Origin of the sequence: Sphingomonas trueperi, assembly GCF_040545965.1 — a bacterium.
Lineage (GTDB): Bacteria > Pseudomonadota > Alphaproteobacteria > Sphingomonadales > Sphingomonadaceae > Sphingomonas > Sphingomonas trueperi_C.
This window is the reverse complement of record NZ_JBEPMV010000005.1, coordinates 262,989-289,982: the sequence shown is the minus strand read 5'-3', so window position 1 is coordinate 289,982 and position 26,994 is coordinate 262,989. Positions and strand designations below refer to the sequence as shown.

General features: G+C 68.1%; 31 protein-coding genes and 1 tRNA gene. 19 read left to right on the top strand and 13 right to left on the bottom strand.

Annotated elements, in window-relative coordinates:
• Nucleotides 1-32 precede the first annotated feature (32 nt).
• On the top strand, nucleotides 33-1,184 hold the full coding sequence (locus tag ABIC35_RS16295) for a sensor histidine kinase (RefSeq protein WP_121073180.1): 1,152 nt from the start codon (nucleotides 33-35) through the stop codon (nucleotides 1,182-1,184).
• Here ABIC35_RS16295 and ABIC35_RS16290 read toward each other — a convergent pair.
• Both ABIC35_RS16290 and ABIC35_RS16285 read right to left on the bottom strand, forming a co-directional pair.
• Nucleotides 1,181-1,816: a DJ-1/PfpI family protein gene (locus tag ABIC35_RS16290; RefSeq protein ID WP_121073182.1), complete on the bottom strand. Its 636-nt coding sequence runs from the start codon at nucleotides 1,814-1,816 to the stop codon at nucleotides 1,181-1,183. The two genes, ABIC35_RS16295 and ABIC35_RS16290, sit on opposite strands and share 4 nt — an antisense overlap.
• An 85-nt stretch (nucleotides 1,817-1,901) precedes the next feature.
• Entirely contained in the window at nucleotides 1,902-2,711 is an 810-nt protein-coding gene (locus ABIC35_RS16285; RefSeq protein WP_121073184.1) for a cold-shock protein, read from the bottom strand.
• A gap of 344 nt (nucleotides 2,712-3,055) precedes the next feature.
• Here ABIC35_RS16285 and ABIC35_RS16280 point away from each other — a divergent pair, with 344 nt between their 5' ends.
• The 6 genes from ABIC35_RS16280 (at nucleotide 3,056) to ABIC35_RS16255 (ending at nucleotide 8,180) form a co-directional block, all read left to right on the top strand.
• Nucleotides 3,056-3,676: a ribonuclease D gene (locus tag ABIC35_RS16280; protein WP_121073186.1), complete on the top strand. Its 621-nt coding sequence runs from the start codon at nucleotides 3,056-3,058 to the stop codon at nucleotides 3,674-3,676.
• A 53-nt stretch (nucleotides 3,677-3,729) separates the two neighbouring features.
• Nucleotides 3,730-4,374, top strand: coding sequence for an LPS export ABC transporter periplasmic protein LptC (gene lptC, locus ABIC35_RS16275; RefSeq protein WP_121073188.1), 645 nt, complete (start codon nucleotides 3,730-3,732; stop codon nucleotides 4,372-4,374).
• Nucleotides 4,374-4,916 (top strand): LptA/OstA family protein, encoded by a 543-nt coding sequence (locus ABIC35_RS16270; RefSeq protein WP_121073190.1) that lies wholly within the window; start codon nucleotides 4,374-4,376, stop codon nucleotides 4,914-4,916. Before lptC ends, ABIC35_RS16270 begins: the two co-directional genes overlap by 1 nt.
• Before the next feature lie 125 nt (nucleotides 4,917-5,041).
• Nucleotides 5,042-5,824 carry an LPS export ABC transporter ATP-binding protein gene (gene lptB, locus ABIC35_RS16265; RefSeq protein WP_121073192.1) on the top strand — a complete coding sequence of 261 codons (783 nt, stop codon included), beginning with the start codon at nucleotides 5,042-5,044 and terminating at the stop codon, nucleotides 5,822-5,824.
• 5 nt (nucleotides 5,825-5,829) lie between these two features.
• Nucleotides 5,830-7,338 (top strand): RNA polymerase factor sigma-54, encoded by a 1,509-nt coding sequence (gene rpoN / locus ABIC35_RS16260; RefSeq protein WP_121073194.1) that lies wholly within the window; start codon nucleotides 5,830-5,832, stop codon nucleotides 7,336-7,338.
• Nucleotides 7,338-8,180, top strand: coding sequence for an endonuclease/exonuclease/phosphatase family protein (locus ABIC35_RS16255; protein WP_121073196.1), 843 nt, complete (start codon nucleotides 7,338-7,340; stop codon nucleotides 8,178-8,180). The genes rpoN and ABIC35_RS16255 overlap by 1 nt, the downstream gene beginning before the upstream one ends.
• Before the next feature lie 6 nt (nucleotides 8,181-8,186).
• Here ABIC35_RS16255 and ABIC35_RS16250 read toward each other — a convergent pair whose 3' ends face one another.
• The 3 genes from ABIC35_RS16250 to ABIC35_RS16240 form a co-directional block, all read right to left on the bottom strand.
• Nucleotides 8,187-8,654, bottom strand: coding sequence for a hypothetical protein (locus ABIC35_RS16250; protein WP_121073199.1), 468 nt, complete (start codon nucleotides 8,652-8,654; stop codon nucleotides 8,187-8,189).
• A 201-nt stretch (nucleotides 8,655-8,855) separates the two neighbouring features.
• Nucleotides 8,856-9,461, bottom strand: coding sequence for an SOUL family heme-binding protein (locus tag ABIC35_RS16245; protein WP_121073201.1), 606 nt, complete (start codon nucleotides 9,459-9,461; stop codon nucleotides 8,856-8,858).
• Between the two features lie 13 nt (nucleotides 9,462-9,474).
• Nucleotides 9,475-10,470: a ligase-associated DNA damage response exonuclease gene (locus ABIC35_RS16240; RefSeq protein WP_121073203.1), complete on the bottom strand. Its 996-nt coding sequence runs from the start codon at nucleotides 10,468-10,470 to the stop codon at nucleotides 9,475-9,477.
• Between the two features lie 79 nt (nucleotides 10,471-10,549).
• On the opposite strand from ABIC35_RS16240, the gene ABIC35_RS16235 reads away from it, so the two are divergent.
• The 4 genes from ABIC35_RS16235 to ABIC35_RS16220 all read left to right on the top strand — a co-directional run bounded on the left by ABIC35_RS16235 (nucleotide 10,550) and on the right by ABIC35_RS16220 (nucleotide 14,134).
• On the top strand, nucleotides 10,550-10,723 hold the full coding sequence (locus ABIC35_RS16235) for a hypothetical protein (RefSeq protein WP_183049288.1): 174 nt from the start codon (nucleotides 10,550-10,552) through the stop codon (nucleotides 10,721-10,723).
• Between the two features lie 48 nt (nucleotides 10,724-10,771).
• On the top strand, nucleotides 10,772-13,264 hold the full coding sequence (gene gyrB, locus ABIC35_RS16230) for a DNA topoisomerase (ATP-hydrolyzing) subunit B (protein WP_121073205.1): 2,493 nt from the start codon (nucleotides 10,772-10,774) through the stop codon (nucleotides 13,262-13,264).
• Between the two features lie 243 nt (nucleotides 13,265-13,507).
• Nucleotides 13,508-13,702, top strand: coding sequence for a hypothetical protein (locus ABIC35_RS16225; RefSeq protein WP_121073207.1), 195 nt, complete (start codon nucleotides 13,508-13,510; stop codon nucleotides 13,700-13,702).
• A 66-nt stretch (nucleotides 13,703-13,768) separates the two neighbouring features.
• Entirely contained in the window at nucleotides 13,769-14,134 is a 366-nt protein-coding gene (locus tag ABIC35_RS16220) for a hypothetical protein (protein WP_147425817.1), read from the top strand.
• Nucleotides 14,135-14,335: 201 nt separating this feature from the next.
• Here ABIC35_RS16220 and ABIC35_RS16215 read toward each other — a convergent pair whose 3' ends face one another.
• Both ABIC35_RS16215 and ABIC35_RS16210 read right to left on the bottom strand, forming a co-directional pair.
• The gene (locus ABIC35_RS16215; RefSeq protein ID WP_121073209.1) at nucleotides 14,336-14,605 is read right to left on the bottom strand and encodes a hypothetical protein; all 270 of its coding nucleotides are present in this window, start codon (nucleotides 14,603-14,605) and stop codon (nucleotides 14,336-14,338) included.
• On the bottom strand, nucleotides 14,602-14,889 hold the full coding sequence (locus tag ABIC35_RS16210; protein ID WP_121073211.1) for a DUF1488 family protein: 288 nt from the start codon (nucleotides 14,887-14,889) through the stop codon (nucleotides 14,602-14,604). The genes ABIC35_RS16215 and ABIC35_RS16210 overlap by 4 nt, the downstream gene beginning before the upstream one ends.
• A gap of 159 nt (nucleotides 14,890-15,048) precedes the next feature.
• Here ABIC35_RS16210 and ABIC35_RS16205 point away from each other — a divergent pair, with 159 nt between their 5' ends.
• Together ABIC35_RS16205 and ABIC35_RS16200 are read left to right on the top strand one after the other, a co-directional pair.
• Entirely contained in the window at nucleotides 15,049-15,783 is a 735-nt protein-coding gene (locus ABIC35_RS16205; RefSeq protein ID WP_121073213.1) for an SDR family NAD(P)-dependent oxidoreductase, read from the top strand.
• Between the two features lie 37 nt (nucleotides 15,784-15,820).
• Entirely contained in the window at nucleotides 15,821-17,080 is a 1,260-nt protein-coding gene (locus tag ABIC35_RS16200; RefSeq protein WP_354278516.1) for a DUF445 domain-containing protein, read from the top strand.
• A 127-nt stretch (nucleotides 17,081-17,207) separates the two neighbouring features.
• Here the strand turns inward: ABIC35_RS16200 and ABIC35_RS16195 are convergent, their stop codons facing one another.
• Both ABIC35_RS16195 and ABIC35_RS16190 read right to left on the bottom strand, forming a co-directional pair.
• Nucleotides 17,208-17,426, bottom strand: coding sequence for a hypothetical protein (locus tag ABIC35_RS16195; protein WP_147425818.1), 219 nt, complete (start codon nucleotides 17,424-17,426; stop codon nucleotides 17,208-17,210).
• Between the two features lie 38 nt (nucleotides 17,427-17,464).
• Complete coding sequence (locus ABIC35_RS16190) at nucleotides 17,465-18,448, bottom strand: SDR family oxidoreductase (RefSeq protein WP_121073219.1); 984 nt, start codon at nucleotides 18,446-18,448, stop codon at nucleotides 17,465-17,467.
• A 149-nt stretch (nucleotides 18,449-18,597) separates the two neighbouring features.
• Between ABIC35_RS16190 and ABIC35_RS16185 the strand changes: the two genes are divergently transcribed.
• Together ABIC35_RS16185 and ABIC35_RS16180 are read left to right on the top strand one after the other, a co-directional pair.
• Nucleotides 18,598-19,428: an amidohydrolase family protein gene (locus ABIC35_RS16185; protein ID WP_121073221.1), complete on the top strand. Its 831-nt coding sequence runs from the start codon at nucleotides 18,598-18,600 to the stop codon at nucleotides 19,426-19,428.
• 60 nt (nucleotides 19,429-19,488) lie between these two features.
• The gene (locus ABIC35_RS16180; RefSeq protein ID WP_121073223.1) at nucleotides 19,489-20,496 is read left to right on the top strand and encodes a zinc-binding alcohol dehydrogenase family protein; all 1,008 of its coding nucleotides are present in this window, start codon (nucleotides 19,489-19,491) and stop codon (nucleotides 20,494-20,496) included.
• Nucleotides 20,497-20,511: 15 nt separating this feature from the next.
• Here ABIC35_RS16180 and ABIC35_RS16175 read toward each other — a convergent pair whose 3' ends face one another.
• Nucleotides 20,512-20,856, bottom strand: a complete 345-nt coding sequence (locus ABIC35_RS16175; protein ID WP_121073225.1) for an L-rhamnose mutarotase — start codon at nucleotides 20,854-20,856, stop codon at nucleotides 20,512-20,514.
• A gap of 132 nt (nucleotides 20,857-20,988) precedes the next feature.
• Between ABIC35_RS16175 and ABIC35_RS16170 the strand changes: the two genes are divergently transcribed.
• Nucleotides 20,989-22,026: a LacI family DNA-binding transcriptional regulator gene (locus ABIC35_RS16170; protein WP_121073227.1), complete on the top strand. Its 1,038-nt coding sequence runs from the start codon at nucleotides 20,989-20,991 to the stop codon at nucleotides 22,024-22,026.
• A 3-nt stretch (nucleotides 22,027-22,029) separates the two neighbouring features.
• Here the strand turns inward: ABIC35_RS16170 and ABIC35_RS16165 are convergent, their stop codons facing one another.
• Both ABIC35_RS16165 and ABIC35_RS16160 read right to left on the bottom strand, forming a co-directional pair.
• Complete coding sequence (locus ABIC35_RS16165; protein WP_121073229.1) at nucleotides 22,030-23,337, bottom strand: sensor histidine kinase; 1,308 nt, start codon at nucleotides 23,335-23,337, stop codon at nucleotides 22,030-22,032.
• Nucleotides 23,334-24,005 (bottom strand): response regulator, encoded by a 672-nt coding sequence (locus ABIC35_RS16160; RefSeq protein ID WP_121073231.1) that lies wholly within the window; start codon nucleotides 24,003-24,005, stop codon nucleotides 23,334-23,336. The genes ABIC35_RS16165 and ABIC35_RS16160 overlap by 4 nt, the downstream gene beginning before the upstream one ends.
• A 111-nt stretch (nucleotides 24,006-24,116) precedes the next feature.
• On the opposite strand from ABIC35_RS16160, the gene ABIC35_RS16155 reads away from it, so the two are divergent.
• On the top strand, nucleotides 24,117-24,719 hold the full coding sequence (locus tag ABIC35_RS16155) for a hypothetical protein (protein WP_121073233.1): 603 nt from the start codon (nucleotides 24,117-24,119) through the stop codon (nucleotides 24,717-24,719).
• A gap of 145 nt (nucleotides 24,720-24,864) precedes the next feature.
• Here the strand turns inward: ABIC35_RS16155 and ABIC35_RS16150 are convergent.
• A tRNA-Leu gene (locus ABIC35_RS16150) sits at nucleotides 24,865-24,951 on the bottom strand.
• A 143-nt stretch (nucleotides 24,952-25,094) separates the two neighbouring features.
• Here ABIC35_RS16150 and ABIC35_RS16145 point away from each other — a divergent pair.
• Both ABIC35_RS16145 and ABIC35_RS16140 read left to right on the top strand, forming a co-directional pair.
• Entirely contained in the window at nucleotides 25,095-26,030 is a 936-nt protein-coding gene (locus ABIC35_RS16145; protein ID WP_121073235.1) for a complex I NDUFA9 subunit family protein, read from the top strand.
• A gap of 69 nt (nucleotides 26,031-26,099) precedes the next feature.
• Nucleotides 26,100-26,906, top strand: a complete 807-nt coding sequence (locus tag ABIC35_RS16140; RefSeq protein ID WP_121073237.1) for an undecaprenyl-diphosphate phosphatase — start codon at nucleotides 26,100-26,102, stop codon at nucleotides 26,904-26,906.
• Nucleotides 26,907-26,994: the final 88 nt, after the last annotated feature.

Sequence of the window (26,994 nt, the reverse complement as noted above, 5' to 3'; positions counted from 1 at the left end):
TCGCGTCCGCAATGCTGCCTGGAGGAGATGCCATGCCTACCAGATCGGGCTTCGAATCCGCGGCATTGTCGGAACGCTTTAGCGGCCGCGATGCCTTGCTGCGCCGAGTCGCGGGCGATGCTCCGGAAGACTGGGTCCGCGAGGTTGCCGAGCACACGGCGAGGCAAAGCGAGATCTTCGTCGAGCTGATCAACAAATGCCCATTCGGCATCTACCTGGTCGACGATGCGCTGACGATCGTCGCGATGAACGAGCGTAGCCAGGAAGGCGCGTTCCGGAATGTCCGGCCGGTGATCGGCCGCCCGTTCGAGGACGCGATGCGCATCCTGTGGCCGGAACCGGTCGCGCAGGAGATCGTCGGTCACTTTCGCCGCACGCTGGAGACCGGCGAGCCCTATCGCTCCCATGCGTTCGTCGAGCCGCGCGCGGATGTCGGCCAGGTCGAAGGCTATGAGTGGGAGCTGCACCGCGCGCGCCTGCCCGAAGGGCGGCAAGGCGTGATCTGCTATTATTTCGACTCTACTGAGCTACGCGAGGCGCAGCGGGCACTGGCCGAGGCTGCGCGGCGCCAGCGCCTGCTGATCGACGAATTGAACCACCGCGTGAAGAACATGCTGTCGGTCGTGCAATCGCTCGCGCGGCAGACGATCGGTCGCAACCCCGATCCGGCCGCGGCGCAGCTGGCGTTCGAGGGGCGGCTGGGGGCGCTCGCCCGCGCGCACGACACGCTGACGCGCGTGCATTGGGAGAAAGCCGAACTGGCCGAGGTGGTAGAAGGTGCGCTCGATTCGTGCGGCGTCGCCGATCGCGTCCGCGCGCGCGGGCCGACGATCTGGCTCGATTCGCGTATCGCGGTGACGGTGGCGATGGCACTGCACGAGCTGTGCACCAACGCGATCAAGTATGGCGCGCTATCGACCGTGTCTGGTTGGGTCGAGTTTACCTGGCGGGTGGAGGAAGCGCCGCTGCGGCTCCTGCTGGAGTGGCACGAGCGGGGCGGTCCTCGGGTGACTCCGCCCACCCGCCGTGGTTTCGGCACGCGCATGCTCGAACGCGCGCTGGCGGGCGACCTCAAGGCGGAGGTGCGCCTCGATTTCGCGCCGGAAGGGCTGGTCTGCACGATCGAGGCGGCCGCGCCGGTCTTGTTCGAAGGACCGGCGGTGCCCGGCGACGGGGTCGCCTAAGCGCCGACGAGGTGCGACTCCGCGTTGCGCGTCTCGGCAAGGAACGGCGCGACGACGCCCAGAACCCGGGCGACCGTCGCCGCCTTCTCACCGACCGGCGCGACATAGTGGATCGCCTCGCGGGCCGCCGACAGCGAGCCGCCGCGCCCGAGCATCCAGGCGGCGAGATATTGCGAGGCCAAACAGCCGCCCGCGGTCGCGACATTGCCATGCGCGACGAAGGGCGCGTCGAGCACTTCGACCCCGGCTTCGATCACCCAGGGCTTGGTGGTGAGATCGGTGCAGGCGGGCAGGGTGCCGATCAGGCCGAGCCTGGCGAGCAGCAGCGTGCCCGAACATTGCGCGCCGATCAGCTGCCGCGTCGGATCCAGCGCAATCTGCGCGAGCAGCTCGGCGTCGGCTGCAATCTCCCGCGTCTTGCTGCCGCTCCCGATAATGACGGCATCGGCCTCCGCGGCGAACGACAGCGGGCGCTGGCGGCGGATCGTCACGCCGTTGAGGGAGGTCACTTCTTCCGTGGGCGAGGTGATGTGCGCCGCCCAGCCCTGGCTGCGCATCCGGTTGAGGATTGCCGCCGCGACGAAGCTGTCCAGCTCGTTGAAGCCGTCGAAGGTGAGGACCGCGATCTGCACGCGCGATGCTCCAGCCGGAGGGAGGCCATAGAAAAGGCCGGACGTTGCCGCCCGGCCTCTTCGATCCGTCAGTAGCCCGAGCGGGTTACTGCTGCGGCGAAAGGTTCACCGCCGCGTACTTGCCGCGACGATCGACCTCCAACTCGAACTCGAGCCGGTCGCCTTCGTTGAGCGTCGGCATGCCGGCGCGCTCGACGGCCGAGATGTGCACGAACGCATCGGGCTGCCCGTCATCGCGCTGGATGAAGCCGAAGCCCTTCATCGCGTTGAAGAACTTGACCGTGCCGGTCGCCTTCTCGCCGGTCAGCTGGCGCTGCGGGCCGCCACGCGGCGCACCGCGATCGGCGCCGAAGCCGCCTGCACCCTGCTCGCGCGGGGCGCGCTCGACGACTTCCATCGGCTCGCCGTCGATCTTCAGCGTGGTCGCCGAGATGCGGCCGCCGCGATCGACGAGCGTGAAGCCGAGCGGCTGGCCTTCCGCCAACGCGGTCAGGCCTGCCTGCTCGACGGCCGAGATGTGCACGAACACGTCTTCGCCGCCGTCATCGCGAACGATGAAGCCGAAGCCCTTCTGCGCGTTGAAGAACTTCACCACGCCGGTGCCTTCGCCGATCACCTGCGGGGGCATGCCGCCACCGCCGCCGCCGCGGAAGCCACCGCCGCCGCCGCCGCCGAAGCCGCCACCACCGCCGCCGCCGCCGAAGCCGCCACCGCTGCGGAAGCCGCCGCCACCGCCGCCGCCGAAGCCGCCACGATTGCCGCCACCGAAGCCGCCGCGATCTTCGAAGCCGCCGCCGAAGCTGCTGCCGCCGCCGAAGTTATCGTCGCCGAAACCATCGCGCTTGTCTCTGCCGCGCCCACCGCGCTCGCCGCGACGTCCTCTATCGAAACTCATGCCCTGTTCGTCTTCCCGGTTCGCCCTCAAACTACCAATCAAAACCGAGCGCCGGACGAAAAACGCAGGTCTTACGGCACTAACGTAGTGCCACAGTGCAGGTCATACCCCAAAAAAATCGGGCGCGCGAACGAAAATCGCGCGCATGGCTGCTTTGCGGCAGGAAAGTGTCCGCCGCGCCACGGTAAGAGCGCGTCCAGCATGCGAAGCGTGCTGTTTTTGCGACCAGCTGGAGGTGCGGGGCTGGTCGAAGGCGCCCTGTATTCTATGCAATCGTGAATTGCAAAACCGTGCAGGCACGGCAAAGCATTGAGGTGCGGCGCCAACCCCGCTACGCGGACGCGATGACCGTCCATTTTCACGAAGAAGATCTGCCGGAAGGCGTGTTCGCACCCGGCGCCTCGATCGCCGTCGACACCGAGACGATGGGGCTGATCACCCCGCGCGATCGGCTGTGCCTCGTCCAGCTGTCGGACGGATCGGGTGACGAGCATCTGGTGCGCTTCGGCCCGCTGTCCAACTATGCCGCGCCCAACCTGCGCGCAGTGCTGGCCGATCCGGAGCGACTGAAGCTCTACCACTTCGCCCGATTCGATCTGGCGGCGATCCGCTTCTATCTCGGCGTCACGGCGGGGCCGGTCTATTGCACCAAGATCGCCTCGCGGCTGGTGCGCACCTATACCGATCGCCACGGCCTGAAGGATCTCGCGCGCGAGCTGGTCGGTGCGGACATCTCGAAGCAGCAGCAATCGTCCGACTGGGGCGGGCCGGAGCTGTCCGACGCGCAGCGCGACTATGCCGCGTCCGACGTGCGCTTCCTGCATGCGATGAAGGTCGAGCTCGACAAGCGACTCGAGCGCGAGGGCCGGATGGAAATGGCGCAGGCCTGTTTCGACTTCCTGCCCTGGCGCGCGGAGCTCGACATCGCCGGCTGGCCCGAGGTGGATATCTTTGCCCATGCGTGAGTCGACGGATCGAGTGGTTGTCTCGGCCGTTTCGGCTCCCCACAAGGGAGCCTATGTCTGAGATCGCCGCCCGATTGACCACACAGAACCGCGCCTGGGCCCATCCCGGGAGCGGTCACGATCGTGCGGTGCGGATCGCGCTGGTGCTGCTGCCGATCCTGATCGGCGCGCTCGCTGCGTTCCTGATCAGCGCGCCCTTGTTCATGGGCGGCGACGTCAGCTTCGTGCTCGACAAGAACAAGGTTGCGATGTCGCCCGAGCGGCTGAAGATCGTCGCCGCCGATTATCGCGGCGAGGATTCCAAGGGCCGCCAGTTCGAGCTGCACGCGGGTTCCGCGGTGCAGAAGAGCTCGGCTGAGCCGGTGGTCCAGCTCAACCAGCTCAACGCGCGGCTGAGCCTGACCGACGGGCCGGCCACGTTGGTGGCGAATCACGGGCGCTACAATCTCAATACCGATCAGATGATGATCGACGGGCCGATCCGCTTCCAGACAAGCGACGGCTACCTTCTCAATACCAACGACGCGACGATCGACCTGAAGACGCGACAGCTGGAGAGCGGGGGTGCGGTGACCGGCAATACGCCCACCGGCACGTTCCGCGCCGATCGCCTGCGCGCCGATCTCGACAAGAGGCTGATCTCGCTCGAAGGCAATGCGCACTTGCGGATGACGCCGAAGCCGGCAAGGAGGCCCTGATGACCCGCGCTCTCGCTCCGCTCGCCTTCGGGCTTCCGCTGCTGCTTGCCTCCGTGCCCGCCTCCGCGCAGGCGCGGCACGATTCGAATGCGCCGATCGACTTCGACGCGCGCAACATCCAGCTCGACGATAAGGCCAACCGCGCGATCCTGAGCGGCGGCGTCGTCATCAAGCAGTCGGACATGACGCTGCGCGCGGCGCGGGTGACCGTGGCCTATAGCGGCAGCGCGCTCAACGGCTCGCCTCAGGCTTCCCGCCTCGACGCGACCGGCGGGGTGACGGTGACCCGGCCCAACCAGACCGCGCGCTCCAGCTATGCGGTATACGATGTCGATCGGCGGATCATCACGATGATCGGCAACGTCACGCTGCAGCAGGCGGGGTCGAACGTCGCCAATGCGGCGGGCCCGCGGTTGACGATCAACCTCGATACCAGCCGTGCCACCTTCGGCGGCGCACCGGCGGGCCCGGCGACGCAGAATTCGGGTGGTCGCGTGACCGGCCGCTTCTCCGTGCCCAATCGCGACGCGCCGAAGCAGTAAGCCGAGGCAATGCCACGGTACGCCGTGCAAAGCCTTCCCTTCGCGCGCGTAATCATGCAGGAACCTTGCCAAGCGGCCGCGCGCTTGGCGGGGACCAGAACAGCATTCACCTTGCAGGAGCCGTCATGACCGACGTCGCCATCGCCGCCCCCGAAAGCTCCGCCCCGGATCCCGTGCCGCTTCCCGATCGCGGCCTCGCGGTCGTCTCGATCGCCAAATCCTACGATAAACGCACGGTGCTGACCGACGTCTCGGTCTCGGTGGGGCGCGGCGAAGTGATAGGTCTCCTGGGCCCGAACGGCGCGGGCAAGACGACCTGCTTCTATTCGGTGATGGGTCTGGTGAAGCCCGACAGCGGCCGCATCATGCTCGACGGCGAGGACATTACCCGCCTGCCGATGTACCGCCGCGCGATCCTCGGCCTCGGCTATCTGCCGCAGGAAACCTCGATCTTCCGCGGGCTGAGCGTCGAGAAGAACATCGCCGCGGTGCTCGAACTCGCCGAGCCGAACCGCGAGGTGCGTGCAGCGCGGCTGGAGGAACTGCTCGACGAGTTCGGCCTCACCCGGTTGCGCGCCTCGCCCGCGATGGCGCTCTCGGGCGGCGAGCGGCGCCGTGCGGAAATCGCCCGCGCGCTGGCGGCGAACCCGACGATCATCCTGCTCGACGAGCCGTTCGCCGGCATCGATCCGATCTCGATCAGCGACATCCGCGACCTGGTGAAGCAGCTCAAGCAGCGCGGCATCGGCGTGCTGATCACCGACCACAATGTCCGCGAGACGCTCGAAATCGTCGACCGTGGCTATATCATCTATGACGGCCGCGTGCTGTTCGCCGGCTCGCCCGACGATCTGGTGCGCGACGAGAATGTCCGTCGCCTCTATCTCGGCGAGAGCTTCTCGCTCTAAATGCGATGAGTCTCGCGCCTCGCCTCGATCTGCGCCAGTCGCAATCGCTGGTGATGACGCCGCAGCTCCAGCAGGCGATCAAGCTGCTGGCGCTGTCCAATCTGGAGATCGAGACCTTCATTGCCGAGGAAGTCGAGCGCAACCCGCTGCTCGATGCGCAGGGCGGGGACGATGGCGGCCCGTCAGAGCCCGCCGACAGCGGCGACGAGTTCGAGCCGCGCGACGGCCCCGCGGATGCGAGCGAGCTGATCCTCGGCGGCGGCGAAGCGAGCGGCGAGGCGGCGCTGGACGTCGACCTTGCGACCGAAGCTTTCCACCATGATTCGGCGAGCGATTCGATCGGTGGGCTGGACGGCGGGCTCGGCATCAATGGCGCCAGCGGCGGCGGGTCGGAGGACGGGCCCGATCTCGACAGCCTGAGCACCAGCGACCTCAGCCTCGCCGATCATCTGCTGGCGCAGGCGGGCTCCAGCGTCTCGGGTCCCGACCTGTTCATCGCCCAGCATCTGATCGACCAGATCGACGAGTGCGGCTATCTCACCGTGCCGCTGCGCGAGATTGCCGAACGGCTGGGCGTGCCGCTCGCGCGGGTCGAGGCCGTCCTGGCGGTGATCCAGACCTTCGACCCCACCGGCGTCGGCGCGCGCGACCTTGCCGAATGCCTCGCGCTCCAGGCCAAGGAGGCCGATCGCTACGATCCGTGCATGGCGCGGCTGATCGACAATCTGGAGCTGGTCGCGCGCGGCGATCTCGGCCGGCTGCGGCGGATCTGCAATGTTGACGACGAGGATCTCGCCGACATGATCCGCGAGCTGCGCAACTACGATCCCAAGCCCGGCTGCCGCTATGGCGGCGACCCGGTGCCGGCGGTGACCCCCGACCTCTTCGTCGCGCGGAGGGGCAATGGCTGGGCGGTGGAGATCAACGCCGCGACGCTGCCGCGGCTGCTGGTCAACCGCGCCTATTATGCCGAGGTTTCGGGGGGCAAGCAGGACAAGGCGAGCAAGGCTTGGCTGACCGACATGCTCGCCAGCGCCAACTGGCTGGTCAAGGCGCTCGACCAGCGCCAGCGCACCATCATCAAGGTGGCGAGCGAGATCGTGAAGCAGCAGGAAGGCTTCTTCCTGAAGGGCGTCGCGCATCTCCGCCCGCTGACGCTGCGCCAGGTGGCCGACGCGATCGAGATGCACGAATCGACCGTCAGCCGGGTCACCAGCAACAAATATCTCAGCTGCGCGCGGGGCCTCTTCGAACTGAAATACTTCTTCACTAGCGCGATCCAGTCGGCGGATGGCGGCGAGGCGGTGTCGGCCGAGGCGGTGAAGAGCGCGATTCGGACGCTGATCGCTGCCGAGGACCCGAAGAAAATTCTTTCGGACGACACGCTCGTGGAAATGCTCAATGCGAAGGGCTTCGATATCGCCCGGCGCACGGTCGCGAAATATCGCGAGGCGATGGGCATTGGCAGCTCGGTGCAACGCCGGCGCCAGAAGGCACTCGAAGGAGCGGGTTGATGCAGCGGATTTGGGGTTTGGTGGCGGCGCTTGCCGCGATGCTGGCGTGCGTGCCGGCGCTGGCGCAGGGTGCGCCTGAACTGACGGTGATGAGCCTCAACATCCGCATGCCCAGCGACGGCGACGGCGCGAACCTGTGGGAGAAGCGCCGCGACCTCACCTTCGCGACAATCCGCGCGGCGGACCCGGATCTAATCGGCACGCAGGAGTTGTTCCAGCGCCAGGGCGACGACGTGGTCAAGGCGCTGCCGCAATATGCTTGGTTCGGCACCGATCGCTATGGCGGCCATGCCAACGAGCATATGGGGATCTTCTACCGGCGCGACCGGCTCAAGATCGTCGAGCAGGGCCAGTTCTGGCTGTCCGAGACGCCCGAGAAGCCGGGCAGCATGAGCTGGGGCACGGACCTGCCCCGGATGGTCAACTGGGCGACGTTCGAGACGAAGGACGGCCACAAGTTCCGCTTCTACGACACCCATTTCCCGCATCGCGACCAGGACGAAGGCGCGCGCGAGCAGGCGGCGAAGCTGCTGGCGGCGCGCATCGCTGCGGGGCCGAAGGAGCTCCCGGTGATCCTGACCGGCGACTTCAACACGGTCGACAGCTCGGGCGCGCACCGGGCGCTGACCGCGACGCTGGCGGATGCCTGGCTGGGCGGGGCGCCGCGGACGGGGCCCGGCTTCACCTTCCACGGCTTCACCGGCAAGGGCGAGAACCGCATCGACTGGATCCTGACGCGCGGCTTCACCGTCGAGCGGATCGCGACGATCGATACCCATCGGGGCGAGATCTACCCGAGCGACCATTATCCGGTCGTCGCCCGGGTCCGTTTCGCACGCTGAGCGGACTCAGCCGCCGGGACGCAGGCCGCCTTCCATCAGCATCATCGTGATGCTGCCCATGTCGGTATACTGCAGCACGCCCGCCAGCGTGCCGACGACGTTCGGGTCCTGCGCCAGGTCCATCAGCGCGACGCGGCCGAGCGCGGTGAAGCTGTTCTGCAGTGCGCCGGGATCGCGCTTCATCCGGTCCATCGCCTGCGCGCGGCAGTCGCGGGTGACGAGGCGGGTGATCAACTGGCCCGCCTGCTGGCTGGCCTGGACGCGACGGCCCTCGTCGACCTTCACCATGTCGCGCACCGCGGCGCTCTGCGCGACGGCGGCGAACACCCAGCGGATCAGCACGTCGCGGTCGGCGCGGCTAGTACGGGCGCGGAGGCACTCGCCGAACGGATCGCGGGCCTGGGCGTGGGCGGCGGCGGGGACGAGGAACGAAGCGAAGGCCGCAGCGGCGGCGAGGAGCGGGCGAATCGTCATTGGGTCTCGTTAGGCAAGGTCCGCGGCAAGATCGCGGCAGAAGTGGTGGGCTGTGGCAGCCCAACAGTCGTCATCCCGGCGAAAGCCGGGATCCATTGCGGTCTGCGTATCGGCTCTTGCTGCAAGCGAGAGGCGAATGGATCCCGGCTTTCGCCGGGATGACGGTTGGGGTGGCGGTACGCGTCGCCTCCACCCCCCAGGTTACAGCGCGATTAGCACTTCGTTGCGGCGCAAGGGGCCGGGGATGAAGGGCGAGTTGTAGAAGGCATATTCCACCGCGCCGCCATTGATCCCCTTGGCCGCCAGCCAGCTGCGCAGCTCGGCCTCGCGCTTCTCCAGCGCCGCGTCGTCGGGCGAGCCCGCGAAGCGCAGCACCGCCACGCGTCGGGCAGGGCGGGTGGCCAGGTCGACATTGTCGGACGGCTTGGGCAGCGTTTCCAGGGTGAACTTGGACGGCATCACGAACTGTGTCCGCCAGCTGGCATCCTGCTTGGTGCTGAGCACCGGTGCCGTCATCGCGATCTTCTCGCCGCCGCTGCCGCCATTGTCGCCGCGCCGCTTGGCGAAGATGTAATCCGCCAATCGCGAGAAGCCCGCGTTCAGCGCCGCCTCGCGGGTGCCGATCGCGCGGGTTTCCGCCACCACCAGCTCGGGATAGTCGCGGATCTCGAAGGCGCCGTCCTTTTCCACCAGCGTGAAGGGCGGCTGCTCGCTCGCCTTTTCGAACGCATAATAGGCCGCCGCGCCCGCGACCACCGCGCCGCCCAGCAGGCCGCCTACCCAGGCCCAGGTCTTGCCCTTTGCCATCACCAAAACTCCCTCAATCGTCTTCGTCCTCGAACCCGGAAAGATCGAGCGCACGGGCGCGTATCTGCCGGAGCCTGCACCAATGTACCAGCGCATCCTCGCGGCCATGTGTCACCCAGACTTCGCGGGGCGCCAGTTCCTCGATGGTGCGGGTCAGCTCGTCCCAGTCGGCATGGTCGGAGAGGATCAGCGGCAGCTCGACATTGCGCTGCCGGGCGCGCTGGCGCACCCGCATCCAGCCGCTCGCCATCGCGGTGATCGGATCGGGCAGCCGCCGCGACCAGCGATCGTTGAGCGCGCCCGGCGGGCAGAGGATTATCCGCCCCTCCAGCTCCTTCTTCGCGACGCCGGTGGCGGGTCGAAGCTCGCCCAGCGCCACGCCATGCTCGACATAGAGGTCGCACAGCGCCTGGAGCGCGCCGTGGATGTAGATCGGATCGTCGAAGCCCATCGCGCGCAGCTCGGCGATCACCCGCTGCGCCTTGCCCAGCGCATAGGCGCCGACCAGCACGCAGCGCTCGGGCTCGGTGCGGAGCGCGGTCAGCAGCTTGTCGATCTCGTCGGTGGTCTCGGGATGGCGGAACACCGGCAGGCCGAAGGTCGCCTCGGTGATGAACACGTCGCACTTCACCGGCTGGAAGGGCGTGCAGGTCGGGTCCGGACGGCGCTTGTAGTCGCCCGAGACGACGATCCGCTCACCGGCATGGTCCAGCACCACTTGCGCCGAGCCCAGCACATGGCCCGCAGGCACAAAGCCTACGTCGATCGGGCCCAGCTTGATGCTGTCGCCATAGTCGACCGGCCGCCCGTTCTGCGGCCCGTAGCGCGCCGCCATGATCGCCAGCGTCCCCGGCGTCGTCCAGACTTCGCCATGTCCTCCGCGCGCGTGATCGGCATGGCCATGGGTGATGATCGCCCGCGCGACCGGCTTGGACGGGTCGATCCACGCATCCGCGTCTGGAAGGTAGATCCCGCAAGGATCGGGGGTGAGCCAGCTGCCGAGCGCCATAGGTCGCAATATGGGCGCGCGGGCGCGGATCGAAAGGGGCTTGGACTTCGTTGACTCCGGCAAAATGGAGAGAGACGCCATGGACTTGTCCAGCATGCAGGGCCTGATGGTGATCGTCGGCCCGATCGTTCTTGCCGCCGCGCTGCTCTGGGCAATCCTGCGCAACCGCAGCTCCAAGCGACAGCTCGACGAAACTGAGGCGGCGACCCGCCGCAATTACGACGCGCACGACGCGGCGGACCGGGACCGCTAACCACCCATTTTGCTTTCGTTCCGGCGCCTGAATCCCTATATCCTCGGCATGGCAGACACTCCGAAGACCAACGATCCCAACGCGAACGAGTACGGCGCAGATTCCATCAAGGTTCTCAAGGGCCTCGACGCGGTCCGCAAGCGCCCCGGCATGTATATCGGCGACACCGACGACGGTTCGGGCCTGCACCACATGGTGTTCGAGGTTTCCGACAACGCGATCGACGAGGCGCTGGCTGGGCATTGCGACCTGATCCAGATCACGCTCAACGCCGACGGATCGGTCTCGGTTGAGGATAATGGCCGCGGCATTCCGACCGGCATCCACTCGGAAGAGGGCGTTTCCGCCGCCGAAGTGATCATGACCCAGCTCCATGCGGGCGGCAAGTTCGAGAACACTTCGGATTCGAACGCCTACAAGGTTTCGGGCGGTCTGCACGGCGTGGGCGTGTCGGTCGTCAACGCGCTCAGCGAGTGGCTCGATCTCAACATCTGGCGCGACGGCGAAGAGCATTACATGCGCTTCCGCCACGGCGATGCCGAGGCGCCCCTGAAGGTGATCGGGCCGGCAAACGGCAAGAAGGGCACGCGCGTGACCTTCCTCGCCAGCCCGGAAACCTTCAAGATCACCGAGTACGATTTCGAGAAGCTCGAGCATCGCTACCGCGAACTCGCCTTCCTCAATTCGGGCGTGCGGCTGTTCCTCCGCGACGCCCGGCACGAGGAAGTGAAGGAAATCGAGCTGTTCTACGAAGGCGGCATCGCCGCGTTCGTGAAGTATCTCGATCGCAACAAGGTCGCGCTGATGCCCGATCCGGTGGCGATCAGCGGCACCCGCGACGACGTGACGATCGACGTCGCGCTGGAGTGGAACGACAGCTATTACGAAAACGTCCTCTGCTTCACCAACAACATCCCGCAGCGTGACGGCGGCACCCACCTCGCGGCGTTCCGCGCGGCGCTGACCCGCACGCTCAACAGCTATGCCGACAAATCGGGGATGCTGAAGAAGGAGAAGGTATCCCTCACCGGCGACGACATGCGCGAGGGCCTGACCGCGATCGTCTCGGTCAAGCTGCCGGACCCCAAGTTCAGCAGCCAGACCAAGGACAAGCTGGTCTCCTCCGAAGTCCGCCAGCCGCTCGAAAGCCTGATGGCCGACAAGCTGGCCGAGTGGCTGGAAGAGAACCCCGCGGTCGCGAAGCAGATCATCCAGAAGGTGATCGACGCCGCCGCCGCGCGCGAGGCCGCCAAGCGCGCCCGCGAGCTCACCCGCCGCAAGGGCGTGATGGACATCGCCAGCCTGCCCGGCAAGCTCGCCGATTGCCAGGAGCGCGATCCCGCCAAGTCCGAACTCTTCTTCGTCGAGGGTGACTCGGCCGGCGGATCGGCCAAGCAGGGCCGCGACCGCCACTTCCAGGCGATCCTGCCGCTGCGCGGCAAGATCCTCAACGTCGAGCGCGCCCGCTTCGACCGGATGCTCGCCAGCCGAGAAATCGGCACGATCATCACCGCGCTCGGCACCGGCATCCGCGACGATTTCAACATCGAGAAGCTGCGCTACCACAAGATCGTCATCATGACCGACGCCGACGTGGACGGCGCCCACATCCGCACGCTGCTGCTGACCTTCTTCTACCGTCAGATGCCCGAGATCATCACCAACGGGCACCTCTATATCGCCCAGCCGCCGCTGTATAAGGCGACCAAGGGCCGGTCCGAGGTGTATCTGAAGGACGATGCCGCGCTCGACCAGTATCTGGTCGATGCCGGCGTGGGCGGCACGGTGCTCGACACCAATGGGAGCCAGCGTTCGGGCGAAGACCTGCGTACACTGGTCGAGCATGCCCGCCGCATGCGTACCCTCATGCGCTACGTGCCGCGCCGCTACGATCCGATGATCATCGAGTCGCTGGCGCTGGGCGGCGCGCTCGATCCGTCGGTGAGCCGCGAACGCCATGCCGAGGAACTGAAGACGGTCGTCCACCGCCTCGACGCCGCCGACACCGAAGCCCGGTGGAGCGCACGCATCACCGAGGATGGCGGCTATCATTTCGAGCGACTGTGGCGCGGCGTGACCGATCACCACATCGTCGAGGCGAACTTCCTCGTCTCGGCGGAGGCACGCAAGCTGCACACGCTGGCGAGCGAGCAGGCGCCGGCGTATCTCACGCCATCGAAGCTCGTCTCCAACAAGGGGCTCGCGACCGAAGTCGATGCGCCGGTTCCCGAGGACGACGTTCCCGTCGCGGTCGGCAAGGGCGAGAGCCTGGTGTCGCGCCCGTCGCAGCTGCTCGACGCGATCCTCGCCTTCGGGCGTAAGGGTCTGGCGATCCAGCGCTACAAGGGGCTAGGCGAGATGAATGCGGAGCAGCTGTGGGAGACCACGCTGGATCCGCAGAACCGCTCGATGCTGCAGGTGGCGATCGATCAGGCCGACGTGGCCGACGCGATCTTCACCCAGCTGATGGGCGACGTGGTCGAGCCGCGCCGCGACTTCATCCAGGAGAATGCGCTCAGCGTCGCCAATCTCGACGTCTGATCGGGAGCGCGGCGGGCGGCCGGCGACGGGTCACCATACCAGCGAGGGGGCAGTCGAAGTCGGTTCCGACTTTCGATTGTCCCCTTGCCTTTTTTCCGGCAGCGCCACGACGTTGTGCATCGTCGGCGATCTGGGCGTTAGCATCCTGAAGTCGGCTGGCGGTTCACGCCTCAAAAGCGGCCGCGCGGTTGGATTTTCGATTTCCCAATTGCAGGCGTAATTACAACGAGCGAGAACGGCCTCATGGAAGATCGCTTGGCATTCCTGGCCCTCGGAGTGTTCACCGGGATTCTGCTGGTGGGTGCGCGCTTGACCGGGACCGTGACGCTCGGATTCTTCTCGCGCAGTCGCGCGCAGGAGCCCATCAGTTTTTGGTGGTCGGTCGCCATCCTCAGCTTCCTGTGCCTAGTGGCTTTATATAGATCGCTCGTCGGCTAACGCCCCGGTTGCGGAGATGCCTCTGCCAGTCCAACATTCATCATGAGCGCGAGTAAGGCTGTTGGGATGGCTACCGTCGTCCTGGTTCTTGGCGCGTGGGCTTACCTTGCGCTCTCGGGAAAACCGCGTTTGCCGACGAGTATCGCAAATGGCCGATATTCGAACGGCTGTTGCGGCACGATCGCTTTGCACGACGGGATGATGACCGTTGCAAATCGGCGCGTTGATTACATCGTCGGGCTGGATAAGGCAGGCCCGTATGTTCTGCCAACGGCACATGTTGGAGCCTCAGCGCAGGCCATCGTGGTCAGGTCTGATGCTTACCCGCTGAAGCTTCGTCTCGACGATGCAGTTCATCCTCACCAATTAGAATTGCTTGGTGATGCTGCGGATGGTGGACGGTATTCGTTTGCACGGGTGAACGGCAGCTAGTTACCCGTTTGCAGTCCACGGGGGAGCAAGGCGAACCGGCCGTACTTTCCCTCTCCCGCCTGCGGGATAGGGAGGGAGCCGCCGTCAGGCGGCGGAAGGGTGAGGGTGCGTGGGGCGAATGCGGCCCTCTCCCTCGCCCGACTCACCCTCACCCCGGCCCTCTCCCGCAAGCGGGAGAGGGAGAGGGATACTTAGGCCGCTTTAATCGACAAGCCGCTCCGCAAGCGCCGCGATCCCTTCGCCTTCGAAGCGATTTACTGCCGCGCCATCCATGTGCACCGGATGGTCCAGGATCAGCACGGCATGCGCGCGGTGGTCGGGGTCCAGCTCGCGCCATGCGCGCACCGCGTTGCCCAGATTGGTGACCTCGGCGATGTCGCCGCCGCCGCGCACGACATTCTCCAGCGCCGCGCTCATCGTCCAGTCGACCGGCGGGTTCTTGGCGTCGTCGCCCCAGCGTGCTTCGGTCATGCCCGAGCGTCCTGGTCGAGGTCGTTCTCGCTGATCACGATGATCGGCCGGTCCGGGCCCTTGGAAAGGGCGGTGAGGGCGGCTTGGACGATCGGGTCGCGATAGCGTCGGAAGCTTTCCTCAGCGTCGCCGTCGGGCTGGCTGCCGCTCAGCGCCTCGAGAACGCTGTACTGCACCGCGAACTGGTAGGCGTCGCCATCGACCTCACCATCGAACTCGAGCTGGTGATCGTCGAGATTGTCGAAGAGGGTGGTATCGTCGATTTCCAGCTGCTGCGCGGCCATGCCATATACTCCATTGCTCATGGACCGAAACTGCACGGGCATGGGCGCGGTTCCGCGGGCGGCCGTTGCGTCGTGGTTGCTGCCCCGCTCGCAAAAAGCTGATCCAAACCACGTCGGCGTGCGTATAGGAGGGGAAACCCGTTACGCTCAGGAGTTGCCATGCCTACCGTACTCATCACCGGCGCCACCGCCGGGATCGGCGAAGCTTCGGTCCGCGCCTTTGCCGATGCCGGCTGGCATGTCGTGGCGACCGGCCGCCGCGCCGATCGGCTGGAAAAGCTCGCCGGCGAGCGCGTCCACACCCTCGCCTTCGACATCCGCGACGAAGCCGCGCGCGATGCTGCTCTGGACAGCCTGCCCGCGCCCTTTTTCCAGATCGACCTGCTGATCAACAATGCCGGCCTCGCGCTCGGCCTCGAGCCTGCGCAGAAGGCCTCGCTCGATAACTGGCGCACGATGATCGACACCAATGTGACCGCGCTGGTTTCGATCACCCACAAGCTGCTGCCGGGCTTGGTTGCGCGCAAGGGCGGCATCATCAACCTGTCCTCGGTCGCGGCGACCTATCCCTATCCGGGCGGCAATGTGTACGGCGCGACCAAGGCGTTCGTCCGCCAGTTCACGCTCAACCTGCGCGCCGACCTGATCGGCACCGGCGTGCGCGTCACCTCGATCGAGCCGGGGATGGTCGAAACCGAGTTCACCCTGGTCCGCACCGGCAGCCAGGATGCCTCGGACAAGGTCTATGCCGGCGTCAATCCGATGACCGCCGAGGACATCGCCGAGACGATGCTGTGGGTGGCGACGCTGCCGCCGCACTTCGCGGTCAACACGCTGGAGCTGATGCCGGTGAACCAGGCCAACGGCCCCTTCGCGGTGCATCGCGAAGGCTGAGCGGAGCGCGCGGGGCCTTCGCAGCGTTGCACCGGTTATGAGCCTTACCCCTAGACTCCGCAGCGATCCTCCGCCCGCCGGCCTGCGCCGGATGCGGATGGTCGCGACCGGGCTGTTGCTGGCGATGGCGGCGCTGTTCCTCATCGCCCGCCATTTCCAGGGACTACACCCCGCGCTCCCCTTCGTCCGCGCCTTTGCCGAGGCGGCGATGGTCGGCGGGCTGGCCGACTGGTTCGCGGTGACCGCGCTGTTCCGCCACCCGCTGCACCTGCCGATCCCGCACACCGCGATCATCCCGCGCAACAAGGATCGCATCGCCGAGACGCTGGGCCAGTTTCTCCGCGCCAATTTCCTGATCCCGCGCGTTGTGGCGCGGCGAATGCAGCGGCTCGACGTGGCGGGCGCGGCGGGGCGCTGGCTGGCGGCACCGTCGCACGGCACGGGCCGCATCGGCGCGGGTGCCTCGAGGCTGGCGGCGAGCGTCCTCGAATCGCTCGACCAGGAGCGGCTGGGCGGTATGGTGAAGGGCGCGATCGCCTCGCGGTTGCGGGCGATCGACGTCGCGCCGCTGTTCGGCCAGGCGCTGGCGGCGGCGATCGCCAACGGCCGGCACCTGCCGCTGCTCGATTCGATGATCCGTGGGGGCGCGCGTATCCTGGAGGCCAACGAGCATCTGATCCGCGAGATGGTCCATGCCCGCGCCGGATCGGTGATGCGCTGGACCGGGCTCGACGAGACGCTGGCGACCAAGATCATCGAGGGGCTGAAGAAGCTGATCGACGAAATGGCGGAGAACCCCGAGCACCCCGTCCGCGCCAAGGTGGAGGAGGGGCTGGAGAGCCTCGCCGACCGCCTCCAGAACGATCCCGAGCTGCAGGCCAAGGTGGAGAGCTTCAAGCTGGAAATGCTGGAGAACGAAGGCTTCCAGCGCTGGGTGGAAGGGCTGTGGGAGCAGAGCCGCGGCGCGATGCTGCGGCTGGCGCGCGATCCCGAGCGGGCGCTGGGCGGCCGGATGGGCGAGGCGCTGCGCCAGTTCGGCGGCACGCTGCAGACCGATGCCCGGCTCGCGCGGACGATCAACCGCTTCGTGCGGCGCGCAGCGGTGGGCGCGGCTTCGGACTATGGCGACGGCATCGTCCGGCTGGTCTCCGACACGATCCGCGGCTGGGATGCGCAGACGGTCACCTCGCGGCTGGAGAATGCGGTGGGGCGGGACCTGCAATATATCCGGATCAATGGGACGGTGGTCGGCGGGCTAGTCGGCGTGGCGATCCACGCGGTGGATGTTTTGCTGTAAGTCGTTCTCAAGCCCCTCCTCCTTGGAGGAGGGGTTGGGGTGGAGGGATTCCAGAACGCGGGTTGGTGTCGGTGAGACACTGCCCCACCCTCAACCCCTCCCCTGAAGGGGAGGGGCTAAAGTACGCCTACGACGGGTGCGCCTCGGCTTCCGCGTCGTCGCTCGTCTCGGCGGGCAACTGCTCCGTTTCCACGAACGGGTCTTCCTCCCCCGTCATCGGGATGCCGTCCGGGTCTTCGCCGGCCAGCGCATCCACCCGCCCGTCGCGGGGCGGGGCGCCCTGCGCGTCGACGGCATGGGCATGGCGTTCGGTTTCGGTACGCTCGCGCGTCGGATTGGTGGTCATCGGCATTCCTCTCTCAACGTCGAGGCGACGAACATAGCCTAGCTTGGTTCCGTCCGCGATGCGCGGCGGAGCAGTGCCGCACCGCCCAAGGCCAGCAATGTCCCGCCGGCCAACAGCAGCGGCAGGCGCCGCGTCACCGGCTTTCGGAAGCCGCCGTCCACCCGCGGCCTATCGCCCGGCGGGTGGAACAGGTTGCCCGAGGTCACCGCCGCCGGGCGCGCCTGGGCGAAGTATCCCTCGAACCAGCGGTCGATGATCTTCAGGCTGAGCGTCGGCGCCAGCGCATGACCGATCCGCGCGGGCCAGGTCTGCGCACCGACGATAGTGGTGGCGCGCGGATGATCGGCAAGCCGCACCACCGCCGCCGCCACCCGCCGCGGATCGACCAGCGGCAGCGGCGGGTGTATCGCCTTGCCGGTATAGTTGGCCGGATGGTCGAGCGCGGGGGTGTCGACCAGCGCCGGATAGACGTCGCAGATATGGATGTGCGGGTGCGCGGCCTGTTCGGCCCGCAGCGCTTCGGAAAGCCCTTTTAGACCGAACTTGCTCGCCGAATAGGCGGCGGCCAGCGGCGCGGCGGCGAAGCCCACCATCGAGATCATGTTGACGAACACGCCCCGGCCCTGGCGCTGGAAGATCGGCAGCACCGCATGCGCCTCGTAGAGATGGCCGAGCAGGTTCGATCGCAGCACCTGCTCGTGCGCCTCGATCGGCACCTCCTCGAACCGCCCGACCGCGCCCACGCCGACATTGGCGAACCACAGGTCGATGGTACCGCCGAACGCCTGCGCCGCCTCGGCGAGCGCCAGCACCGCGGCATTGTCGCCGATATCGGTCGGCACGACCGCGATCGCCGCGCCGCGCGCGCGCAGGTCCGTGGCGAGCGCCTCCAGCGCCTCGGCGTCGCGCGCTGCAAGCACCAGCCGCCAGCCGTTTTCGGCGAAGAGCTCGGCGGTGGCGCGGCCGATGCCGCTCGAGGCGCCGGTAATAACGGCAGTGCGGGGGGATTGGCTGTTCGCCATGGACGGTCTCCGGGACAGAAGGTGCGGGTCAGGCCGCTCGCTGGACCAACCGGATTGCGGGGCAGGGGTTGCAAGCCCTTCAAAACAAAGCCTTGCTCGCACCGAGCGGAGCGCTTTTCGAAAAGCATCCGCCTACGCTATGCAGGGGCATGCGGATCGATGCCCACCACCATCTCTGGCACTATACCCCCGAAGCATTCGGTTGGATCGAACCCGGCAGCGCCATCGCGCGCGACTTCGACCCCGACGATCTTGCCCGCGAGATGCAGGCGGCTGGCATCGACCGCGCCATCGCGGTACAGGCCCGGCAGAGCGAGGCGGAAACCGCGTTCCTCCTCAACTGCGCCGCCCGCCAGCCGCGGATCGCCGGCGTGGTCGGCTGGATCGACCTGCGCGCGCCCGACATCGCCGACCGGATCGCCGCGCGCGCGGCGGGGCCGATCCTCGGCTATCGCCATGTCGTGCAGGACGAGCCCGATGCCGATTTCCTGCTGGGCGATGCGTTCGTCGCGGGCGTTCGCGCGGTGCTCGCCGCCGGGCTGAGCTACGACGTGCTGGTCAACGCCGCGCAACTCGGCAGCGTGCCCGCCTTTCTCGAGCGGGTCGGCGAGGGGCGGCTGATCCTCGATCATGCCGCCAAGCCGAACATTGCCGCGGGCGCCTGGCAGCCCTGGGCCGAGCAGATCGTCGCCGCCGCGCGTTACCCCAGCCTGTTCTGCAAGGTCTCCGGCCTGATCACCGAGGCCGCGCGCAACTGGCAGCCAAGTGATTTCGAGCGCTATCTGGACCATGTCTTCGCCTGCTTCGGCCCCGATCGCATCCTGTGGGGCTCGGACTGGCCGGTCTGCGAACTGGCTGGCCGCTATGCCGACACGCAGGACCTCATCGCGCACTATGTCGCGCGTCATTGCCCGGCAGCAGAAGCGGCGGTGTTCGGCGGCAACGCGGTCCGCGCCTACGCCCTGGAGTTTGGCGCTTAGGAAAACCGACTTGCATATATGCGAACGGTCATGGCAGGGCTTGGACAGGAGACCCATGCCATGCGTACCATCCTCTGCAACGCGCCGTTCGAGCTGACCCAGATCCAGCGCGAGGCCCCCACGCCTGGCCCGGGCGAGGTGCTGATCCGCATCCACCGCGTCGGCCTGTGCGGCACCGACTATCATATCTTCGCCGGCCGCCACCCCTTCCTGCAATATCCGCGGGTGATGGGGCATGAGCTGGGCGGCGAGGTGGTTGCACTGGGCGAGGGCACGGCGCTCGCGCTCGGCCAGACGGTGGCGATCAATCCTTATATAGCCTGCGGCCACTGCGTCGCTTGCCGCAAGGGCAAGCCCAATGCCTGCGTCAATATCCGCGTGCTAGGCGTGCACAGCGACGGCGGCATGGCCGATCTGCTGGTGGTGCCGGCGAACGCGGTGATCGATGCCGAGGGGCTGAGCGTCGACCAGGCGGCGATGATCGAGTTCCTCGCGATCGGCGCGCACGCCGTGTCGCGCGTGCCCAAGGACGGCGAGGGGCGGATGCTGGTGGTCGGTGCAGGCCCGATCGGTATCGCCAGCGCGCTGTTCGCGCGGCTCGACGGGTTCGACGTGACGCTGGTCGACCAGCGCGCCCAGCGGCTCGCCTTTGCGCGCGAGCAGCTCGGCCTTGATGGCGAAGTCGCCGACGAAGGCCTGGGTGAGCGTCTGTTAGCCCGCACCAACGGCGACGGCTTCGACGTGGTGATCGACGCGACCGGCTCGCTCCCCGCGATGCGTCGCAGCCTCGACTTCGTCGGGCATGGCGGCGCGCTGCTGCTGGTCGGCGTGGCACCCGGCGACCTCAGCTTCGCCGACCCTGAATTCCACAAGCGCGAAGCGGTGCTGATCGCCAGCCGCAACGCGCTTGCGACGGATTTCCAGCGGGTGATCGCCGCGATCCGCTCGGGCGACGTGCCCACCGACAAGCTCCACACCCACAGCGTCGATGCCGATGATCTGCCCCAGCGCCTGCCCGCGCTGATCGAGGAGGCCGATCATGTGCTGAAGGCGATCGTCGCCTTCTGACGCGCTGCTCGCCGGTCAGGGCTGATCGGCGAGCGCGAAGATCTGTTCGGTCGGCACCCATTTCACGCCGGGCTCGGCAAAGGCGAGCCGGCGCTGGAAGCCGTCCATCAGCGTCTCCCAGGCCTGGACGTCGGGGTCGGCGGCGTCGCGGGCGCGCTTGGCCTCGGGGTCGAAGCTCGGGCCGGTTTCCATCACCATCACCAGCCGGTCGCCGGCCTGCCAGATTTCCATCGCCTCGATGCCGGCGTCGCGGATCGACTGGGTGACGGCGGCGGGCGGCCCGCCCGGGCGATGCCAGTGGCGATAGGCGGCGATCGCCTCGGGATCGTCGTTCATGTCGAGCAGCAGGACGTGGCGCATCGGAAACCCTCTCCTTGGTGGGGGCCTGCATAGCTGCCGACTGCGTCGGCACAAGCCGGCACCGCATCGCGGCTTTTCCGATCCGCCCGCATCGCGTACGTCCTGCCGAATCCGGGGGGCAGGGAGAGAAACGTGGCGAAGGCGGGCAAGCCGGTGCAGGGGGCGACGATCATCGACGTGGCGGCGAAGGCGGGCGTCTCTGCCATGACCGTGTCGCGGGTGATCAACGGCCGCAGCGGCGTGAGCGCCGCGACGCGCGAGGCGGTGGAGCAGGCGATCGCCGAGCTCAGCTATGTCCCCAATGTCGCCGCACGCAGCCTGGTAACCTCGGCCGAATTGCGCATCGGCGTGGTCTATTCCAACCCCAGCGCGGCCTTCATGAGCGAGCTGCTGACCGGGGTGTTCGAAGAAGCCTCGACCTGGGGCGCGCGGCTGGTGCTGCTCAAGGGGGAGGGCGGGCGGCCGCCGGCCGAGGCGGAGCTGGCGCGCTTTGCGGCCTCGGGTCTGTCGGGCATCCTGCTCGCGCCGCCGCTCGGCGAGGCGCCGGTGGTGCTGCGGACGCTGAAGAATGCCGGGGTGCCGATCGCCGCGATCGGCGCCTATCATGTGCCCGGCGCCACCTGCGTCCGGATCGACGACCGCCGCGCCGCCTATGAGATGACGCGCCACCTGCTCGATCTCGGCCATCGACGGCTCGGCTTCGTCGTCGGCAATCCCGACCAGGCAGCGAGCGCCGAGCGTCGCGCCGGGGTGGAGGATGCGATGCGCGATTTCCCCGATGCGGGGGTTCAGCTGGTCCAGGGCGATTTCAGCTATGCCTCGGGGCTGGCTGCCGGTGAGCAACTGCTCGACGGCCCCGCGCCGCCCACCGCCGTGTTCGCCAGCAACGACGACATGGCGGCGGCGATCGTCTCCGTCGCGCACCGTCGCCAGCTCGACGTGCCGCGCCAGCTCACCGTCGTCGGCTTCGACGACACGACGGCGGCGGTAACGCTATGGCCGCCCCTCACCACCATCCACCAGCCGGTGCGCCGCCTCGCTGCGGAAGCGCTGGCGCTGGTGGCGGATGAAGCGCGCGGTGCCTCGGCCAAGACTCGCGCCCGCCGCGATCGCATCCTGGAGCATGAGATCGTCAAGCGCAGCTCGACCGCCGCGCCGCCGAAGGACTGATCGCTAAGACGTCGCGCCGTCCGGGCAGGTGAGCCGCACGCGCAGGCCGCCCAGCGGACTCTTTTCCAGCGCCATCGTGCCGCCGTACAGCGCCACGAGATCGCGGACGATCGCGAGGCCGAACCCGTCGCCGGCCGGGCCTTCGTCGAGCCGTACGCCGGGCTGCAGCACCTGCTCGCGGCGTTCGGCAGGGATGCCGGGGCCGTCATCGTCGATCGTCAGCACGGCACCGTCCGCCGCCGCCGCGGTGAGGACGACCGTGCTGCGGGCGTGCCGCGCGGCATTGTCGAGCAGGTTGCCGAGGATCTCCGCCAGATCATGCGCGTCGATCGCGATCCGCGCGTCCGCCGCGATCTCCAGCCGTATCGCCGTGCCCGGATAGAGCGTGCCCAGCACCCCCGCCACATCCCTCGCCACCGGCGCGATGGCAGTGCTCGCCCGCCGGTTCACTGCGGCGGCGCGGGCGCGGGCGAGGGTATGGCGGATCACGCCTTCGATCCGGCGAACCTGCGCGGCTTCGGGCGTGTCGGGCGCGACGGTGAGCGCCAGCGTGGCAACGGGGGTCTTCAGCGCGTGAGCGAGGTTGGCCGCGGATTGCCGCGCGGCGGCCAGCGTCGCGGCATTGGCGGCGGCAAGCGCGTTGAGCTCGGTGGCGAGCGGCTGCAGCTCGGCCGGCTGCGCCTCGTCCACGGCCGTGCGCTCGCCGCGCCGGATCGCGCCGATCTGGGCGACCAGCGCCGCCAGCGGCCGCAAGGCAAAGCGCAGCTGCACCCAGGCCGCGATGGCGAAGATCAGCGCCAGCGCCACGATCGCGCTGGCGAGCGGCACCAGCGCATCGCGCACCGGTCGACCGATGACGCGGCCAGGTGCGGCGGCGGTCAGCGTCACCGGGCCTGCGCTGCTCTCCACGACGAGGCGGCGCGCATGGATGCGGCCTTTCGCATCCTCACCGTCGAGCGGCGCGGGCGGCAGCGGCCCGGGCGCGGCGCCGGCGGGGCCGGGGAAGGGGGATCGCAGCGCGGGGAAATCGCCGCTCCCCAGCGTCTCGCGCGGGCCGTCGATCCGCCAGCGCCAGCCCGGCCCGGCGGCGAGCGCGCCCTGCCGCGCCGCCAGCTGCGCGCGATTGATACTGCCATCGCCCCGCACCGTGCTCGCCAGCACCGCCAGCTGCGCGTCGAGCCGCTGGTCGACCCCGCCGGTCACCACCCGGTCGAGCACGCCGGCCATGGTCCAGCCGGCGAGCCCCAGCGCCACCAGCGTGACCAGCGCCGACAACAGCATCATCCGGGTGCGCAGCGACCAGCGCGTCATGCCGGCCCACCGCCGCAGGTGAGCCGATAGCCGCGGCCGCGTACCGTCTCGATCCGCTCGGCGCCGATCTTGCGGCGGAGCCGGCCGATGATGACCTCGAGGCTGTTCGAATCGACATCGGCATCGCCCTCATAGACGCGCTCGAGCAGGTCGAGCCGTTCGATCACCACCTCGCGCCGCAGGATCAGCTGCGACAGCACCCGCCATTCGAACGCGGTGAGCTTGAGCGGCAGCCCGTCCAGCTCGAACTGGCCGGTCTGGCTCTCGAAGGCGAGCGGGCCGCATTCGATCCGCGTTTGGGCATGGCCGGCGGCGCGGCGGACCAGCGCGCGCAGCCGCATCATCAGCTCCTCGACGCGGAACGGCTTTGTCAGATAATCGTCGGCGCCGGCCTTGAACGCGGTCACCTTGTCCGCCCAGGCCTCGCGTGCGGTGAGCACCAGAACCGGCAGCGCGCGCCCGTTCGCCCGCCATGCGGCGAGGATCTCGGCGCCGGTCCTGCCCGGCAGCCCCAGATCGAGAACGGCCGCGTCATAGGCTTCGGTCTCGCCGAGATGCTGCGCGTCGATGCCGTCGCCGGCGAGGTCGACCGCGCAATGCTCCGCCCGCAGCGCCCGCGCGATGGCGGGGCCGAGATCGGGGTCGTCTTCTACCAGCAGGATCCGCATGCGTTTCGACTAGCTCCGCGGCTTAAACCCAAACTGAACCGCGAGGTTCAGCGGGGGTCGGGTGCGACTCGCTAGACCGGTGCCATCGAACACCCAAGAGGAGTTGATGGAATGACCGATTGGAAGAACACGCTGCCGCGCAATCGCCTCGCCGTGGCGGCCGCCGCGCTGCTGGCGCTGGGGGCTGCAGGCGGCGCAGGCGCGGTGCAGCTCACCCGCCCGACCGTGGAAATGGCGCCGACGATGCCGACCGCGGTCGCGAGGCTCGCGCAGACCAGCGGCATCGTGACCGTGAAGGGGCGCGTCGCCGAAACCTATGGCGATCGCTTCGTGCTGCAGGATGGTTCTGGGCGGACGCTGGTCGATGCGGGCCGGGGTGCTGCCGACGTGCAATCCGGCGCGGCGCTGACGGTGCAGGGGCGCTATCTCGATGGCCAGCTCCACGCCTCGTATCTCGTCGACGGACAGGGCAACGTGCAGGCGGTAGGCGCGCCGCCGCCCCCGCCGGGTGGCCCGCACGGCCCGCCGCCGCCGCCTCCGGGTGCCGGCGCGCCGCCGCCCCCGCCGTCGGGTGCAGCGCCGACCGCCCCTGGCGCGGTGCCGCCGCCGCCGCCTCAAGGCGCGGTAGCCCAGCCGCCCGCAGCAGGCGTTGCACCGGCTGCCGGTGCCGCCGTCCCGCCGCCTCCGACGCCCGGCGCCTCGCCGAGCCGCTGAGCCTTGCTTCGGCCCTCGCATCCAACGGTGCGGGGGCCCTTGCGCTTGGGCACCGGACACGACGAAGCGCCGCCAGTCCAAAGACTGCGGCGCTACATCGTTGGTAGATCTGGATTTTTGGCCTTCATCCCCAGCGGGGAAGAAGTGGTGCCCAGAAGAGGACTCGAACCTCCACGACCTTGCGATCGCCAGCACCTGAAGCTGGTGCGTCTACCAATTCCGCCATCTGGGCACGGGGTAGGCCGGCGCCTCTAGTGGAGGTTTGCGGGGGGTGTCAAACACTTTCTGCGAAAAATATTGGACTTCGCGTCGCGCTTGCCGTTTAGCCGTCCACACGGCATTGGGGCCGCACGTTTGTGAGGCAAGAGGCGGAAGATGAAGGACAGGCTGGTAACCCTGATCGGCGGTGGGGGCTTCCTCGGCCGCTACGTGGCGCAGGAGCTGCTCGCCGCCGGCGCGCGCGTCCGCGTCGTCGAGCGCAAGCCCCGCGACGCCTGGTTCCTCAAGACCCAGGGCAATCTGGGCCAGACCCAGCTCGTCGTCGGCGACATCACCAAGCCCGAGACGCTCGCCCGCGCGTTGCAGGGCAGCGACGCGGTGGTGAACTTCGTCGGCATCCTGTCGGGGGATTTCGACAAGGTCCATGTACAGGGCGCGCGCAACGTTGCCGGGGCGGCCAAGGCCGCCGGTGCCGGCGCGCTGGTGCACATCTCGGCGCTCGGTGCCGATGCCGGTTCGCCCTCGGCCTATGGCCGCAGCAAGGCCGCCGGCGAACAGGCCGTGCTCGCCGCTTTGCCGGGCGCGACGATCCTGCGTCCCTCGATCGTGTTCGGCCGCGAGGATGCATTCGTGAACCGCTTCGCCGGCATGATCGCCGGCGCGCCGCTGAACATCGTGCCGATCGTGCGCGGCGAGACCAAGTTCCAGCCGGTGTTCGTGGCCGATGTCGCCCAGGCGATCACCGCGGCGCTGGCCGATCCCGCGGCGCATGGCGGCAAGACCTACACGCTGGGCGGCCCGGACGTGCTGAGCATGTCGGCGCTGATGCACTGGATCGCCGGTGCGATCGGCCGCAAGCCGCACTTCGTCGAGCTGCCGGATTCGCTTAGCGGCCTGATCGCGTCGCTGCCGGGCACGCCCATCACGCGCGACCAGTTCGCGATGCTGCAGGCCGACAATGTCGTGCCGGCGGGTGCCGAGGGCCTCGCCGCGCTGGGCGTGCAGCCGACGCCGATGGCGACGGTGGCGCCGAGCTGGCTGGTGCGCTTCCGCCAGGCCGGCCGCTTCAGCCGCTTCCGCGCGACCGCCTGAACCCATTCCCCCTGCCGGGCGGCGCCTTGCAGGGGGTCGCCCGGCGCGACCCTTTGAAGGAGCCTGTCCATGACCACGCTGCTGGTGGCGATCCTGCTCGGCATCGTCGAAGGCGTTACCGAGTTCCTGCCGGTCTCCTCGACCGGGCACCTGATCCTCGCCAGCGAGCTGATGGGCTATGATTCGGCGCGCTGGGCGATGTTCAACGTCGTCATTCAGCTGGGCGCGATCCTGGCGGTGGTGGTGCTCTACTGGCGGACCTTCTGGGCGGTGCTCGACGGGCTGATCAAGCTCAATCCGGTGTCGATCCGGTTCGTGCGCAACCTGCTGATCGCCTTCATTCCCGCCGCGGTGATCGGCCTCGCGCTCCACAAGCATATCGAGGCACTGCTCGGTGCGCCCAAGGTGGTCGCCTGGGCGCTGATCGTCGGCGGCGTGGCGATCCTGGTCATCGAGCGGCTGGTCAAGTCCGCGACGATCCACGGCATCGCCGAGATTCCGGTGGTGCGCGTGCTCGGCATCGGCTTCGTCCAGTGCCTGGCGATGGTGCCGGGGGTCAGCCGCTCGGGCGCGACGATCATGGGGGCGCTGTCGCTGGGCGTCGAGCGGCGCACCGCGGCCGAGTTCAGTTTCTTCCTTGCCATCCCGACGATGCTCGGTGCCACCGCGCTGGAGTTACTCAAGAATCGCGAGATGCTGGCGACCAGCGGCGTGGGTTGGGGCGAGATCGGCGTAGGGTTCGTCGTCGCGTTCGTCGTAGCACTTGCCGTGATCAAGTGGTTCGTCGGGATCGTGAGCAAGCATGGCTTCACTCCCTTCGCTCTCTATCGCATTGTTGCGGGAACCGCCGCGCTGATTTGGCTATCCATGCGATAAGGCCGACTCGGCCCTTCTAGGTGCATATTTTTGGACCTGGAAGGTCTAAATCTGGGTTCTGAACCCATATAGGTAAGTATTGCTGTCT